Below are 15409 nucleotides of genomic sequence, written 5' to 3' on the forward strand. Positions count from 1 at the left end.
ACCCCGGCAGCGGGTCAGGTCACCATGTCGCGGCGTCGCAGCGCCGCCAGCCCCGCCGCGACCACGGCCGCCGCGGTCGCGGTCAGCAGCAGCACCGGGGCCCAGGCCATCTCCCCGCCCGGCAGCTTCGGAAGATGGCTGAACGGGGAGAGGTTCATCGCCGCCCGGGGCAGGTCCACCGCCGGGCCGATCCAGCCGATCGCCAGGCAGATCCCGGCGACGCCCCACGAGGCCGGTGCCAGCTTCGGCGCGGCCCCGTGGAGCAGGACCGCGAGACCGCCGAGCAGCCAGATCGCGGGGAGCTGGACCAGGGCCGCGCCGAGGATGTCCGGCAGCCGGTGACCGTAGCCGACGGCCAGGCCGAGGCCTCCGACGGCCATGATGAGCGCGGCCCCGCCGAAGGCGATGACCAGGTGTCCGGCGGCCCAGGCGATACGGCCCACGCCGCCCGCGAGAACGGGTTCGGCGCGCTGGGCGGTCTCCTCGCCGTGCAGCCGGAGCACCGAGGAGACGATGTAGAGCGCGGCCACCATCCCGAGCATCCCGGTCATCGCCGCCAGGAACGCGTCGGTCAGCCCGGACTGGCCGCCCATCCGCTCGAAGATCTCCCTCGTCCTCTCGTTGTCACCGACCAGGTCCGCCGCGCCGCCGGTCAGCCCGCCGAAGATCACGCCGACCACGGCGAAGGAGAGCGTCCAGCCGGTCAGTGAACCGCGCTGGAGCCGCAGCGCCAGGCCGGACGCCGTGGAGATCCGTCCGGTGGCCGGACCGGGGCGCGTCGGCAGGAAACTCATGCCCACATCGCGCCGCCCCGCCAGGGTGTACGCCAGGGCGGCCTGCACCCCGATCGCCGCGGCCAGGACCAGCAGGACCCACCAGCGCTCGTCGGCGTAGGCGCGGACGTTCTCCGCCCAGCCGATGGGGGAGAGCCAGGTCAGCACGGAGGAGCCGTCGTCGGTGGCCGAGTCGCCCGCCGCCTTCAGGACGAACGCGGCCCCGATCACCGCCGCCGTGAGCCCCTTCGCCGGCCGCGCGCTCTCGGTGAACTGGGCGGCGACGCCCGCCGTGCAGGCGAAGAGCACACCGGTGCCGGCCACCGACAGGGCCAGCGCCAGGGCACCCGCGCCGCCCGCCCCCGCCCCCGCCAGCGCGCCGACGATCACCAGGGCCAGCGCGGCGTTGGCGATCACGGCGGCCAGCAGAGCGGCGGTCAGCGGCGCGCGCCGTCCCACCATGGCGGAGGAGAGCATCTCCTGGCGGCCGGTCTCCTCCTCCTCGCGGGTGTGCCGGATCACGATGATCAGGCTCATCACGGCGGCCAGCGCGGCCCCGAAGCCGCCCATGCGCCAGGTGACGAGTCCGCCGAGCGAGTCGTCGAAGATCGGTCCGTACAGCGCGCGGATCGAGCTGTTGCCGCTCATCGAGGCGGTCAGCTCCGCGCGCTGGGCGGCCGTCCCGTACAGCGTGGAGAAGGAGGTGGCCACGGAGGAGAAGGACGCTCCGAGCGCCAGCACCCAGACCGGCATCATCAGCCGGTCGCGCCGCAGGGCGAGCCGCAGCAGGGTCCCGGTCCCGGCGAGCGGGCCGTGGCGGAGCGCCGGACGCGGTACGGCGGCGGGGACGGTCGTGACGGCGGTCATCGCGCCGCCACCCCCTCGGGCGCCTCGTCGGCCGCGTAATGCCGCAGGAACAGCTCCTCCAGCGTGGGCGGGGTGCTGGTCAGGGAGCGGACCCCGGAGGCGGTGAGCGAGACGAGCACCGCGTCCAGCTTGTCCGTGTCCACCTGGAGCGTGACCCGGCCGCCCCGGACGTTCAGGTCGTGCACCCCGGGCAGGCGGGTGAGCCCGTCGGGCACGCCGGACAGCTCGGCGGTGATGCTCGTACGGGTCAGGTGGCGCATGTCCGCCAGCGAACCCGTCTCCACCGTCCGGCCCTGCCGGATGATGCTGATCCGGTCGCAGAGCGCCTCGACCTCGCTGAGGATGTGGCTGGAGAGCAGCACGGTCCGGCCGCGCTCCCGCTCCTCCTCGACACAGCTCTGGAAGACCTCCTCCATGAGCGGGTCGAGCCCGCTGGTCGGCTCGTCCAGGATCAGCAGGTCGACATCGGAGGCGAACGCGGCGACCAGGGCGACCTTCTGCCGGTTGCCCTTGGAGTACGTACGCCCCTTCTTCGTCGGGTCCAGCTCGAACCGCTCGATCAGATCGGCGCGGCGGGAGCTGTCCAGACCGCCGCGCAGCCGCCCGTAGAGGTCGATGACCTCACCGCCGGAGAGATTGCGCCACAGGGTGACATCACCGGGGACGTATGCCACGCGGCGGTGCAGGGCCACCGCGTCGTGCCACGGGTCCCCGCCCAGCAGCTGCGCGGCGCCCGAGTCGGCCCGCAGCAGCCCGAGCAGGACCCGGATGGTGGTGGACTTCCCGGCGCCGTTCGGCCCGAGGAAGCCGTGAACCTCACCGGTCTCGACCATGAGGTCGAGGCCGTCCAGCGCGTGTGTCCGCCCGAACGACTTGTGCAGCCCGGCCACGGTGATTGCCTTCGTCATGTTCTGAACGTACGCTACTTTCACAAACTTGTGAAGTTAAGGAAGTGTATAAAATTGAGGCAGGTCCGGCCAGGGGAGACGATGGGGCAATGAGCAGCGACAACGGCGCGGATACGCGCGACGGGCAGGACGGGCGGGACGGGCGGGACGCGGAGGCCGTGTCCCGGTTCGTCGAGCGGTTCGCCGCGGACATGACCGACGCGGGCATGCAGCGCATGGCCTCCCGCGTCTTCGCGGCGCTCCTCGCCGACGACGACGCCTCGATGACCTCGGCCGAGCTGGCCCTCGCACTCCAGATCTCCCCGGCGGCGGTGTCCGGCGCGGTCAGTTATCTCACCCAGGTCAGCATGGTCAGCCGCGAGCGCGAGCCGGGTTCGCGCCGGGACCGCTACCGCCTGCAGAACGAGATCTGGTACACCGCGTTCGCCAGCCGGGACCGGGTGCTCACCCGCTGGGAGGACACCCTCCGGGAGGGCGCCCGCACACTGGGCGTGGATTCACCGGCAGGGGTCCGGCTCGCGGAGACGGCGGCGTTCTTCGAGTTCCTCCAGGCGGAGCTGGTGGGAATGATGGACCGCTGGAAGGCCCACCGCGAGACGCTGGACCTCACGCCGGACGCGGCGCGGCCCTAGCCCGCTGCCCGCCGGCTTCCGGCGCCCCGCGTCGACGGGTACGGCGCCAAGTCAGGTACGGCCCTATGTTGGCGGGTTCGGCCCTGAACCAGCGGGTACAGCCCTGTATCGGTGGGTGCGACGTCATGCCAGCGGGTGCGACGTCCTGCCGGACGCCTCGTCGATCTCCTCGTGCGCCTTGGTCAGCAGCCGCATCGCCAGTTCGTTGAGCGCCCGCGCGCCCGCGATCTCCTCGCCGACCCTCTGCTGGTCGTCGTCGGAGGGGTGGCGGCTGGCGTAGCCGTGCGCGCGCATTTCCGTACCGTCGGAGAGCCTCACCAGGGCCGCCGCACGGGTGCGGTGGGTGTCTTCCTCGAACTCCAGCTCGATGTGCCAGCCGACAGCGGTCCGGGTCATGACGGTCACCTCCGAAACCTCAGTAACGCAGAACCTCGAACTCAGCAGCTCAGTGGCTCAGGGGCCCGGAACTCCGGAACCGCGGAACCCGGAACGGCTCAGTACCTCTCAGAATGCGCCCGTTCCCCCGTCCGCGCTCGCCGGGCACGGCAGCATCAGCCCCCACGCCCCCGCCCGCACCGTCCAGGTCCGGGTCCGCACCGGGCCGCCGACCTGTATGTCCGCCCGGTAGCGGAAGTCCGCGCCGGAGACCGTGACGGACTCCGCCTCCGCCGTGACCTTCTCGCCCGACGAGGTGTGCACCACCACACCGGCGCGGCCGCCGTCGCCCAGGGCGGCCACCGAGACGCACTCGACGGGCCGGTCCAGATCATTGAGCAGGACCCCGTCCGCCTCGACCCGCAGCCGGTGCCGGCGCGGCGGCGCGGCATGGCCGGGCGGTGCCGGGCGGACCAGGGACGCGACCAGCGAGCGGCAGGTGTCCCAGACCGCCGTGACGCCCGTGTGCGGCTCGCCCGGGTCCGGATCGGCGTCCGTGCCGGTGCCGGGGGCCGGGGGCGGGCCGGGGATGCGCAGATGGCCCAGGACGACGCCGTCGCTGTCGTCCACCAGCAGGTCCAGCTTCCGTACGGCCCCGTCGAGAGCCGTCCTCGCGGCCGCCACCGCGCCCCGGGGCACGCCGAGCGCATACGCCAGCTCCAGCGCGTGCGCGGCGCCGACCGGGATCAGGGACAGCACGCCGTCGGACAGCTCCCGCTCGCGGTGCAGCTGGGCCACCGCGCGCAGCAGCGCGTGATCGTCGCCGACGACCACCGGCCTGCGACTGCCCCGCCGGGCCAGGGCCCGCGCGAACTCCTCCGGACTGTCCGGAAGGCAGATCTTGGCGTGCGAGCCGGCGCTCAGCACGTCCTTGGCGATACGTACGGACTCGCCGTCGGTCCGGCGGGCAACCGGGTCGATGAGCACCAGGAGCTGGTGGTCGCCGTCGCCGGGGGGCTCTGCAGCCGACACCTCGGTCCTTCCTCGGGTAGCATCTTGGTGCAAGAGCCCCTTGCGCTATTGCGCCAGGGGCTTCGTCTATTCCGGGGCACCCGGTTCGACGGCTCAGGCTTTGCCGTACATCGTCGTGCGGCAGGTACGACCTTTACGTACGCCCCCTGACCTTGGACATGCCCCGCCCGGAAGGGGTGTACGCCTGTGCCCGCACTTGTGCTGCTCGGTGCTCAGTGGGGTGACGAGGGCAAGGGGAAGGCCACCGACCTCCTCGGTGGATCCGTGGACTATGTGGTGCGTTACCAAGGCGGCAACAACGCCGGTCACACGGTCGTCGTAGGCGACCAGAAGTACGCACTGCATCTCCTCCCCTCCGGAATCCTGTCGCCGGGATGTACCCCGGTCATCGGTAACGGTGTCGTGGTCGACCCGGCGGTCCTGCTCTCCGAGCTGAGCGGTCTGAACGAGCGTGGCGTCGACACGTCCAAGCTTCTGATCAGCGGCAACGCTCATTTGATCACTCCGTACAACGTCACGCTCGACAAGGTGACGGAACGCTTCCTCGGGAAGCGCAAGATCGGTACGACCGGCCGCGGCATCGGCCCGACGTACGCCGACAAGATCAACCGTGTGGGCATCCGTGTCCAGGACCTCTACGACGAGTCGATCCTGGAGCAGAAGGTCGAGGCGGCCCTGGAGCAGAAGAACCAGCTCCTGGCCAAGGTCTTCAACCGGCGCGCGATCGAGGCCGGGAAGATCGTCGAGGAGATGCTCCAGTACGCGGAGCAGATCAAGCCCTACGTCGCCGACACGACGCTGATCCTCAACGACGCCATCGACGAGGGCAAGGTCGTCCTGTTCGAGGGCGGCCAGGGCACCCTGCTCGACGTCGACCACGGCACGTACCCCTTCGTCACCTCGTCGAACCCGACCGCCGGCGGCGCCTGCACCGGTTCCGGCGTGGGCCCCACGAAGATCAGCCGGGTCATCGGCATCCTCAAGGCCTATACGACGCGCGTCGGTGCCGGTCCGTTCCCCACGGAGCTGCTCGACGAGGACGGCGAGGCGCTGCGGCGCATCGGCGGCGAGCGCGGTGTGACCACCGGCCGTGACCGTCGCTGCGGCTGGTTCGACGCCCCGATCGCGCGGTACGCGACCCGGGTCAACGGCCTCACCGACTTCTTCCTCACCAAGCTCGACGTGCTCACCGGCTGGGAGCAGATCCCGGTCTGTGTGGCGTACGAGATCGACGGCAAGCGCGTCGAGGAACTCCCTTACAACCAGACCGACTTCCACCACGCGAAGCCGGTCTATGAGATGCTGCCGGGCTGGTCCGAGGACATCACCAAGGCCAAGACCTTCGACGACCTGCCGAAGAACGCGCGGGCGTACGTGAAGGCCCTGGAGGAGATGTCGGGCGCGCCGATCTCCGCGATCGGTGTCGGTCCCGGCCGCACCGAGACCATCGAGATCAACTCGTTCCTGTAACGGGAGCGGGCGCTCGTAGCACTGTGCGGGGAAGGGCCCCCGGACCGGTACGCCGGCCTGGGGGCCCTTCCGCGCGCCGCAGGTCAGCGGACGCGCCGGTAGGAGTAGGGCGCGGCCTCCTCGTCGCCCAGCCAGGTGAGGGAGAGGCCGTCGGAGCCCTTCATCCGCAGGGTGTGCGTGTGGGCCCCCTCGCACTTCTCCTCGGGCTCGGCGGCCGTCACCGTCACCGGGCCCAGGCGCAGGCCGGTGCTGTTCGCGTCGACGAGGACGCTCTCCATCTCGCAGTGGAACGAGGGACCGTCGTCGGTGTACTTGGCGACGACCTCGCCGGATGCCCCCTGCACCAGGCTGAGCATGTATGTCTCCTGCGAGTTGCCGTCCGGGTCCACGTACTTCCAGGTGCCGAGGAAGCCGGCCGGGATCGGCGCGGAGTTCGCCGTGACCCTGGTGAGGGTCACGGTCTCGTCGCCGTCGCCGCTCGTCCAGATCAGCGTGCCGTCGCCGTGGTCGCGCACGGTCTGCTTCCCGCCGTCGGAGCAGCCGTCCTCGGGAATGCTGGTGACCGAGCGGGACTCCAGCACCATCAGGTTGTCGAACGAGACGAGTTCGGCGGCTCCGGTGCAGAGCAGGTCGTCGAAGGAGTTGAACGTCGTGGCGACGTCGGCGCCCTCGGAGCCCTGGGTGATGGTGATCCGGCGGAACGAGACGACATCCCCGTCGCTGTTCCTGCCCGAGCCCTGCCAGGTTCCCAGATACTCCTTGGCGATCACGCCCTCGACGGCGTCGGAGACGGCCGGGTCCGGTGAGGCGGTGGTGTCGCCCTTGCCGTCCCCGGAGCTGTCGGGGGAGGGGCCGGTGCCCTTGGACGCCGGGCCGCCGCCGTCCGCGCTGTTCCGTTTCCCCTTGCCGTCGTCCTCGCCCGCGTTCATCGCGGCGTAGGTGATGCCGCCCGCGAGCAGCGCGACGGCGGCGACCGCCGCGGCGACGGTCAGCGCGGTGCGCCTGCCGCGTGCGGCACCCGGCGGCTGATCGGGCGGCGGGGATACGGGGGTGGGGGCGCCGAACACACCGAGCGGCGGCGCGGCGGGGGCCGGAGCCGACGCCGGGCCCGGTGGCGGCGGGGGCGTGGCAGGCGCGGCCGGTGTGGACGGTGCGGCGGACGGGAGGTGTGCGATCGTGGTGGCCCCGGCGAGTCGGCCGGGGGCCGGCCGTAGGTGTACGCGTACTCGATCTCCCGGTACGGACAGCCGCTGTCGCCGATCGTGTCGACGGACGGGGCCGCTCCGTCGATCGCGATCCGGTGCAGCCCGGCCGGTTCGCTGCCGGAGCGCGGTTCGACGAGATCTTCCCGGACCGCGACCCCTTCTACACGTACCAGGGCCTGATCGACGCCCTGCACGCCTACCCGCGTTTCGCGAACACCGGGACTCCCGCGACACGCGCCCGCGAGGCCGCCGCCTTCCTGACGCACGCGGACTTCGAGTCGGTCGGGCTGAAGTACGTGAAGGAGATCAACGAGGCCAACTACTGGCGCAAGTGCGACTACAGCCGGCCCTATGGCTGCCCGGCGGGCCGGAAGGCGTACTACGGCCGCGGCCCGATCATGTTCAGCTGGAACTTCAACTACAAGGCCGCCGGGGACGCGTTGGGCCTCGATCTGCTGAACAATCCGTGGCTCGTCGAGCAGGACCCGTCGGTCGCCTGGCAGACCGCCCTCTGGTACTGGAACACCCAGAACGGCCCCGGCACCATGACCTCCCACGAGGCCATGGTCGGCGGTGCGGGCTTCGGCGAGACCATCCGGTCGCTCAACGGCGCGCTGGAGTGCGACGGCGGCAACCCCGCGTCGGTGGCGGCGCGGGTCGCCGCGTACGAGCGCGTCACCGGGATCATCGGTACGGCCCCGGGTTCCGGGCTCACCTGCTGAGCCGCGCCCGGCCGGGCCCGTCCGCATGCTGGACGGGCCTCGGAGGTTTTCCTCCCGGTCCGCCGGTTCCCCCGGGGCCGGGATCGGTTGATCCGGACCGACTGCCTCCGGAATAGCCGCTGTTGAGAGCGCTCCCAGCCGTACGGTCCGCGCCTCCGGGTGCCCGCGCGCACGCGTAAACGTCCGAACCGGAGATGTGTTCGACATGGTCTAGACCTTGACAGGTCCAGACCATGTCGCTTGAGTGACGGGCACCCCCATGGCGGCGCACGGTCGGACGTGGCGCCGCGCCCTAAGGAGTGATCACGTGATCAGACGCGTCATGAGTCTTCTGGCCGCGCTCGGCGCGATCGTCGCGACGATCGTCGTTCTCCCCGCCTCCACGGCCGTGGCTGCCGACTGCGCCCCGGCCTGGAACTCCTCGTCCGTGTACACGGGCGGCGGGACCGCGTCGTACAACGGGCACAACTGGTCCGCCAAGTGGTGGACCCAGAACGAGACTCCGGGCACCGCGGACGTCTGGGCGGACAAGGGCGCCTGCGGCGGCGGTACGGACCCGGGTGAGCCCAACCCCTCGGGCTTCGTCGTCAGCGAGGCGCAGTTCAACCAGATGTTCCCGAACCGGAACTCGTTCTACACGTACAGCGGTCTGACCGCCGCGCTGAGCGCCTACCCGGCCTTCGCCAACACCGGCAGTGACACGGTCAAGCGCCAGGAGGCGGCGGCGTTCCTCGCCAACGTCAGCCACGAGACCGGCGGCCTGGTGCACATCGTCGAGCAGAACCAGTCCAACTACCCGCACTACTGCGACGCGACCCAGCCCTACGGCTGCCCGGCGGGACAGGCCGCCTACTACGGCCGGGGTCCCATCCAGCTCAGCTGGAACTTCAACTACAAGGCGGCGGGCGACGCCCTCGGCATCGACCTGCTCGGCAACCCGTACCTGGTGGAGCAGAACGCCTCCGTGGCCTGGAAGACGGGCCTCTGGTACTGGAACACCCAGAACGGCCCCGGCACCATGACGCCCCACAACGCCATGGTCAACGGCGCCGGCTTCGGCGAGACGATCCGCTCCATCAACGGCAGCCTGGAGTGCAACGGCGGCAACCCCGGCCAGGTCCAGAGCCGCATCGACAAGTACACGGCGTTCACCCAGATCCTGGGCACCACCACCGGCTCGAACCTGAGCTGCTGACCCCGCGGTTCCCTCCACCCGGGCGGGGGGTGCGTCCGGCTCCGGCCGGACGCACCCCCCGTTCCGGCGTTCCGCCCCCGGACGCCGAAGGGCCGTGCGGCGAAGGGCCCTTCCGTCGGAGGGGCGCTCGTGGGGGAGGGGCGCTCGGGCCGAGTGCGCCTCTTGTGCGGTGCCGCCGGGCCTGACCATCATGGATTTTCGACCAGCCTCGGGGGACGGCGTATGGATGTGGTTTCTTCGGTACGGGGGTGGTCGTTCCCGTTCTCCATGGCGGCCCTGCCCCGCCGCAGCCTCACGATGGTCCAGGGCATCGAACTGAGCCCGGGACCCGACCGGATGCGCGGCATGGAACTGCTGGCGTCCGAGGCCGGCCTGAGCCCGGCGCACCGGCACGCGTACGGAGTGGCGGCCCTGCTGTGCGGCATGCCCTGCGGAGCGGTGCACACGCTGATGCAGGCGACCGGCGAGAACCCCGACGAGTGCGCGGCCTGGGTCGACCTGGCGACCGCGCTGGCCGGCGCGGGGCGGCCCGAACCGGCCGCCTGGGCCCTGTCGCGAACGCTGACGCCCACGGTGTCCGGCCCGGACGACGGCGGCGCCCGCCCGGTCCGGCCCTTCCCGGCCGGGAGCGAGGAGGAGCACGAGGCCACCTGCCGGCTGCGGTTGCTCGTGGGACTCATCGAGCGGCAGGAAGTGGAACGGGACTTCCTCCGCCTGCGGATCGCCGCCTACGCGGAGATCTTCGAAAAGGGTGAGGGAACACCCGTCGTGGAGGTGTTCACGGCACTGGCCACGGCCCTCATGGAGCTGGGCCGGAGCCTCGACGCCGCACAGCCGTACCACGAGGCGGCGTCCGTGCTGGGCGAAGCCCTGGCGGCGCATCCGAGCGCGCAGGTCCTCGAACATCTCGTGACCGCCCGGACGGCCGGGGGGCCGGTCGCCGAGCGGGACCGGCTGCTGGCCGAGCTCAACCGGATCATGCCCGGATCACGGGTGGCCCGCGAGGCCCGCCTGCCGTCCATGGCCGACCGGTACTTCAGGGAGTCGGAGGCCGAGTTCGAGGCCTCGCTGCTGTACACCGAGATCTGCCAGGGCCGGCAGGGCGGCCAGAACCCGGTGGAGCGGATACACCTGCGCTTCGTTTCCTCCGACCACCCGGCCCCGTATCTGGTGGCCTGGATCCGGGCCGCGGTGGACACCGGACAGCTCGACACCGCCCGGGGGCTGTCGAGGACCGCGCTGAGCGGCTCGTTCCTGTGCGGCCAGGACCATCTGGTCCTGGCCCTCGAATTCGGGAAGGGCGGCGTGGAGGACGCGACCCGCGCCCACGCGGAACGGGCACTGGAGCTGTGCGAGGACGAGGAGGAGCGAGCGGCCGCCGCGGAGCTGCTGGCCAGGACCGGCGGGGAAGGATCGTGAGGGGCGGTGATGGCGACGGCATGGTGATGGGCGTCGCACTGCGCATGCTGCACATGCCCAGGTTCGACGAGGTCCTCGCGGCCATCGATCTCTTTCCGAAGGAGCAACGACCCGCGCTGGCCGCTGCGTTGAGGTCCACGGCCGAGTTCCACCGGGGTATCGGCCGGACCATCGCCGCCGATCTGGGGGAGTTCCTCGCCACGCTCTGTACGCAGGACGTGCCCGGCGGCCCTCCCGGTCCCGTCGGCCCCGTGGATGTCACTGTCCCGGCGGACCGCCAGGAGCTGGGCCGGCGGCAAGGTCTTACGGAGCCGACGGAGCCGACGGAGCCGACGGAGCCGAGGGAGCCGAGGGAGCCGAGGGAGCCGACGGAGCCGAGGGACTTCCGGACGCTGATACGGATGGCCCACGCCGCCGACAGCCCGCTCACCGCCCATACGCTGCTGCGCCGCCACCGGCACCTGCTGCCGCCCTCCCCGGTGCGGGCCGTGCTCCACCTCATCGGCGACGACACCGAGGCGCGGAGCGCCCACGCCCATGTGCTGGGCGCCCTCGCCCTGCTGGCCGAGGACGGCGCGGGACGCGTCACCGCCCGGTCCGACTGGGCGACGCACCTGCGCGCCCGGGGGCGGTACCGAAGGGCCCTGTTCCATGCCTCGCGGGCCGTGGCGGAGCAGCGGGCCGCCGGGGACTCCGGCTCCCTCACGAACGCGTATCTCGGGCTGGCCGCCGTCCTGGCCGAGATGGGTGACGCGGCGGGTTCGGCGCAGGTGTACGTGGACGCGGTCGCCGCGGTCGAGGCCGACGGCACTGTCGACCGGCCGCACGAGAAGGCCCTCCGGGTCGAATGCGCCGGGGCTCTGGCCGCGGTGCACCGCTACCGCGACGCGCTCGGGCAGCTCGACGCGGCGCAGGCCATGCCCGATGACCCCTCCCGCATTCCGATGCACACCCCGGTCACCGTCATGCGGCAGCACGCAATGGTCTGGCGGCGGGCGGGCGCGCTCGGGGCGGCCACCGACGTCTACCGCCGGATTCTCGAAGTCGTCGACCGGGCGGACCCGTCGCAGGAGGCGGTCTGGCACGCAACGGTGCTGGAGCTCGCCGAGTGTCTGCAGGAGCGCGGCCGGGACCGGGAGTCCGCGGAGCTGGTGGAGCAGTCCGTCGTCATCGGCGAACGGACGGACTCCCGCTTGCTCGCGCCGCTGCGGTACGAGCTGGGACGGGTCCACATCCGGCAGGGCCGGTTCGCCGAGGCCGCGCGGCAGTTGCTGCTGAGCCTGTTCGCCAACATGAGCCCAGGCCCGTTCTGGCCAGGTGTGGGGAAGGTCTTCGTCGCGCTGGGGGATCTCGCGCGCGAGGACGACCGGCCGGAGGAGGCGGCGGGCTACTACCAGGACGCGCTCTTCTTCGAACTGGGCAGTGGGGGCGGTGAACGGCCCGCCGTCCGGGTCACCGAGCGTCTCCTCAACGTGTTTCCCGAGGGCGAACGGCGCGACGGGCTGGCCGCTGCGGTGACCGCCGGCTGCGCCCGCATCCGCGAGCGGCTCGACCGGCTCGATGCCGGCGACACTGCCCCGAGGCTCCGGATGCGGGTCCAGGAGCGGCTGTGGCATGTCATCGAGGACGAGGGGGAACGTCGTGAGCTGGCCCGCGAGCTGCGGTCCGAGGTCGAGGGGGCGGTCGGGTGCGACGACTGGAGCGTTCTGAAGGAACTCGCGGTCCGGGCCGCCCGGGTGGTCGCCGACAGCGAGGGCCCCGAAAGCGCGGTGGGTCTGCTGCGCACCGTCCTGGCGCACGAGGAGCGGCAGGGCCGCTCCGAGGACAGCATGTGGGTCAGGCTCCCGCTGGCCCGGCTGCTCGCCGGGCAGCCGGATCAGGTTCAGGACGCCTTCGACGAACTGTGGTCCTGCCGACAACTGCTGTGGCGGCGCGGCGAGTTCGGACCGGCGCGGATCTCCAGCGATGAGCTGGCGGGCCAGGCGCTGCCCGTGTACGAGGAGTTGCTCGCGCTGCTCCTGGACCACGGGGAGCGGCTGACCCTGCCGCACGGCGGCACGGCCGAGCAGCTCGCGTACGTCCTGCACGAGGAGGGCAAGTCCCGTTCCGTCGTCGAGGGGCTGGCCCTCCATCCGCTGCCGCCACCCCTGGGTGTCTCCCGGGAGGTGCTGGCGGAGGAGGCAGGACTGCTCCTGACCGTGCGCCGGGTCCTGGCGGGTCTGGAGAACGGGGCGTCGACAGCCCGGGACGCGGCGTCGTACGTGACGGCGTTCCAGCAGCGGCTCGACGACATCAGCGCGTCCATCGGCCGGGTCGCCCCGGGGTACGAGCGGCTGCGCCGCGCCATCGGCGCCGACGCGCGGGACGCCGCCCGGCTGGTGGAGCGGCACGCACCGGAGGAGGGGCTGCTCCTCGTCTCGTACTTCGTGGGGCACCGCGAGACGTTCTGCTTCGTCATCGCCTCGGGCGAACTCCGGCTGCGCACCTACCGCATCGCACTGGGCCGGGCGGAACTGCACACGAGGGTGGAGGCCGTCCGGCGGCTGGTGGACGGGGACGGGTCCGTGTTCCCCAGCATTCCGCCCATCCGGCCCCGCCGCCCGGTGCCGCTGCCCCTGGAGGAGCTGTCCGCGCTGCTGCTGCCGTTCCAGGACGCGCTGGGTGACCGGGAGCTGATCTGTGTGGCGCCCCACGGTCCGCTCGCCGTTCTCCCGCTCACCGCGCTCCGGCTGGCGGACGGGGCGTATGTCGGGCAGCGCGCGGCCACGGTGTACGCGCCCAGTGTCTCGGCCCTGGAGTACCTGCTCGGCGCCGGGCCCGCACCGCGCGGACGCGCCCTGTGCGTGAACGTGGCGGCGGACGAGGACCTGGCGGCCCCGGGCGACACGGGCTTCGAGTCGTACCGGCTGCCCGGGGCGGACGGCTGGCGGGTGACCGAGCTGTCCGGGCTCGCGGCGACACCCCACGCGGTGCTGAGCGCGTTCGAGGAGTGCGATCTGGCGTACGTCGCCTGTCACGGGTACGCCGGGGGCGGCGATCCCCGGGACGCGGCGCTGATCCTCTCCGACGGACGCAGGCGCCCGAGCCGGGACCTGTCCACCGGTTCCCCGGACGCTCTGCCCTTCCTGCTGCGGGCCCGTGAACTCACCACGCCGCGCGCCCTGCCGGGCACGGTGGTCCTGCGGGCCTGTTCGGCGGGCTGGCAGGCCCCGGCCCACCGGGGCGAGGATTTCACGGGCCTGACCCGGTCCCTGCTCCGCGAGGGAACCAGGACGGTCGTCGCTCCCGTCTGGCGTGTGTACAGCGGCAGTTCGGCGGAGCTGCTGGACCTGTTCGTCCGCAACCGCATGGCGGGCCTGCCGGTCTGGAAGGCCATGTGGCGGGCGCAGCAGAGCTTTCTGACCGACGCCGGACGGCCGTACCTTTCGCATCCGTACCACTGGGCGGGCTTCGTCCCGCTGGGAGACTGGAGATGACCATGAGGGAACCGGACCTCGACACCCTTGACGACCGTGCCGTGGTCCTGGCGCTCGAAGAGATCTCGTACGCCCTGGCGGCACGGCACCCGGACGGTCCCCGGGATCAGTTCGAGGCGTGGGACGTGCTGGAGGCGGTCTGCGCGGCGGCCGGTGAACTGAGCCCCACGCGACGTGAGCTGGCGTCGCCGGAGACCGCGCGCCGGGTCCTCGCCGCCTTCGCCGAGGACGAGCGCAGCGCCGATCTGGTCGGCCCCGTCCTCGCCGATCCGCCCGCCGACGACCAGATGGCGCTGGAGAATCTGACCGACGACCTGATCGTGCTGGGCGCGGTGGTCGGCTGGCTCCGGCTCCGGGTCGGTGTCTCGTTCAAGCGGAAGGACGGCAGGAACACGGTCTCGTTCGAGGTGGAGCAGAAGCCGGCCTCCGACCGGGTCCTCCAGTCGCTGGCCCGTGCCGTCCTGGAGTTCATCCAGCAGCGCCAGCCCTGACGGCCGGGTTCCGGACCGCGGTCAGGCCCCGGCGGCCAGCTCCGCGTACGGCGGTGGCAGCGGCATGCCGAAGCGCCGGTGCAGTGCCAGGACATCGCGGATGTCGTTGTCGTCGACGGCGTAGCCGGTGTGCGAGTGCACCTGGAACTCGGCGGTCCCGCAGGCCACCGTCCGGCCGAGGACCGTACCGGTGCCGTCGAGGGAACCCACGGGATAGGGAAGGCCGTCGGGGCCGTGGACGGGGTTGCCCCGTTCGTCGCGAACGGTCGTGGAGAGGTCCACGAGGTGGACGTCGACGCGCCGGTCCGCCGTGTCGCTCAGTACCCAGTTGAAGGGGCCGCCGTCGTGCCAGAGCGTGAAGGAGGCATGGGCCATGACCTCGGTGTACCGGTCGCGGTCGGAGTGGCGGACCACGATGTCGAGATCGTCGTGCGCGCGGGTCTGCCTGCCGAGCAGGGCGTCCACGCCCCAGCCCCCGTCGAGCCATACGTCCACCCCGGCGTTGCCGAGAAGGTCGAGGATGTCCAGCACGTCTTCGGCGCTCATCATGACGCTCATGATCACAGGAAACCGGCGACAGCGACCACCCCCGTGAGCCGCTGCCGCCGCGCTCCCCGTGCGTTCCGGCGCCGTCCCCCGTCGTCCCCCGGTGACTCCCGATGCCCCCCGTCGTCGCCGGCGTGCCGGAACACGATGGGACCTTAGGCCGCCGGGCGGCGGAGCGGCAGGTTCATTCCGCCCTGTGTGGCGCACCGGAGGTATCAGTCCGCACAATCAAACCGGGACGCTGCACTCCGGTTTCAGGCCGAACGGGCGGATTCCGGCCGGTCGCGGGCTCGCGGGC

Annotated in this window: 13 protein-coding genes; 7 read left to right on the plus strand and 6 right to left on the minus strand. The window is 71.9% G+C overall.

Translation table 11 applies throughout. The features are described 5' to 3' along the window. Positions 1 to 14 precede the first annotated feature (14 nt). Together ACIGJO_RS32540 and ACIGJO_RS32545 are read right to left on the minus strand one after the other, a co-directional pair. On the minus strand, positions 15 to 1640 hold the full coding sequence (locus ACIGJO_RS32540) for an ABC transporter permease (RefSeq protein ID WP_399964418.1): 1626 nt from the start codon (positions 1638 to 1640) through the stop codon (positions 15 to 17). Continuing rightward, positions 1637 to 2548: an ATP-binding cassette domain-containing protein gene (locus ACIGJO_RS32545; protein ID WP_399964421.1), complete on the minus strand. Its 912-nt coding sequence runs from the start codon at positions 2546 to 2548 to the stop codon at positions 1637 to 1639. The genes ACIGJO_RS32540 and ACIGJO_RS32545 overlap by 4 nt, the downstream gene beginning before the upstream one ends. Positions 2549 to 2637: 89 nt before the next feature. On the opposite strand from ACIGJO_RS32545, the gene ACIGJO_RS32550 reads away from it, so the two are divergent. Then, on the plus strand, positions 2638 to 3180 hold the full coding sequence (locus tag ACIGJO_RS32550) for a GbsR/MarR family transcriptional regulator (RefSeq protein ID WP_399964424.1): 543 nt from the start codon (positions 2638 to 2640) through the stop codon (positions 3178 to 3180). Positions 3181 to 3303: 123 nt separating this feature from the next. Here the strand turns inward: ACIGJO_RS32550 and ACIGJO_RS32555 are convergent, their stop codons facing one another. Both ACIGJO_RS32555 and ACIGJO_RS32560 read right to left on the minus strand, forming a co-directional pair. Next, a complete protein-coding gene (locus tag ACIGJO_RS32555) occupies positions 3304 to 3576 on the minus strand; it encodes a DUF1876 domain-containing protein (protein ID WP_399964426.1) in 273 nt (90 codons plus the stop codon). Between the two features lie 108 nt (positions 3577 to 3684). After that, the gene (locus ACIGJO_RS32560; protein WP_399964428.1) at positions 3685 to 4587 is read right to left on the minus strand and encodes a diacylglycerol kinase; all 903 of its coding nucleotides are present in this window, start codon (positions 4585 to 4587) and stop codon (positions 3685 to 3687) included. 186 nt (positions 4588 to 4773) lie between these two features. Between ACIGJO_RS32560 and ACIGJO_RS32565 the strand changes: the two genes are divergently transcribed. Continuing rightward, on the plus strand, positions 4774 to 6057 hold the full coding sequence (locus ACIGJO_RS32565) for an adenylosuccinate synthase (RefSeq protein ID WP_399964430.1): 1284 nt from the start codon (positions 4774 to 4776) through the stop codon (positions 6055 to 6057). A gap of 83 nt (positions 6058 to 6140) precedes the next feature. Here ACIGJO_RS32565 and ACIGJO_RS32570 read toward each other — a convergent pair whose 3' ends face one another. After that, positions 6141 to 7124, minus strand: a complete 984-nt coding sequence (locus ACIGJO_RS32570) for a hypothetical protein (RefSeq protein ID WP_399964432.1) — start codon at positions 7122 to 7124, stop codon at positions 6141 to 6143. Positions 7125 to 7225: 101 nt separating this feature from the next. On the opposite strand from ACIGJO_RS32570, the gene ACIGJO_RS32575 reads away from it, so the two are divergent. From ACIGJO_RS32575 to ACIGJO_RS32595, 5 genes are all read left to right on the plus strand, one after another. Beyond that, positions 7226 to 7984, plus strand: coding sequence for a chitinase (locus tag ACIGJO_RS32575; protein ID WP_399964434.1), 759 nt, complete (start codon positions 7226 to 7228; stop codon positions 7982 to 7984). Between the two features lie 307 nt (positions 7985 to 8291). Further along, on the plus strand, positions 8292 to 9179 hold the full coding sequence (locus tag ACIGJO_RS32580; protein ID WP_399964436.1) for a glycoside hydrolase family 19 protein: 888 nt from the start codon (positions 8292 to 8294) through the stop codon (positions 9177 to 9179). 222 nt (positions 9180 to 9401) lie between these two features. Beyond that, positions 9402 to 10598: a hypothetical protein gene (locus ACIGJO_RS32585; protein ID WP_399964438.1), complete on the plus strand. Its 1197-nt coding sequence runs from the start codon at positions 9402 to 9404 to the stop codon at positions 10596 to 10598. After that, entirely contained in the window at positions 10595 to 14074 is a 3480-nt protein-coding gene (locus tag ACIGJO_RS32590; protein WP_399964440.1) for a CHAT domain-containing protein, read from the plus strand. The genes ACIGJO_RS32585 and ACIGJO_RS32590 overlap by 4 nt, the downstream gene beginning before the upstream one ends. Next, positions 14071 to 14565: a hypothetical protein gene (locus tag ACIGJO_RS32595; protein ID WP_399964442.1), complete on the plus strand. Its 495-nt coding sequence runs from the start codon at positions 14071 to 14073 to the stop codon at positions 14563 to 14565. Before ACIGJO_RS32590 ends, ACIGJO_RS32595 begins: the two co-directional genes overlap by 4 nt. 21 nt (positions 14566 to 14586) lie before the next feature. Here the strand turns inward: ACIGJO_RS32595 and ACIGJO_RS32600 are convergent, their stop codons facing one another. Beyond that, a complete protein-coding gene (locus ACIGJO_RS32600; protein WP_399964444.1) occupies positions 14587 to 15123 on the minus strand; it encodes a nucleotidyltransferase domain-containing protein in 537 nt (178 codons plus the stop codon). Between the last annotated feature and the right edge of the window lie 286 nt (positions 15124 to 15409).

This window comes from Streptomyces sp. NPDC079020, assembly GCF_044542225.1.
Classification (GTDB): Bacteria; Actinomycetota; Actinomycetes; order Streptomycetales; family Streptomycetaceae; genus Streptomyces.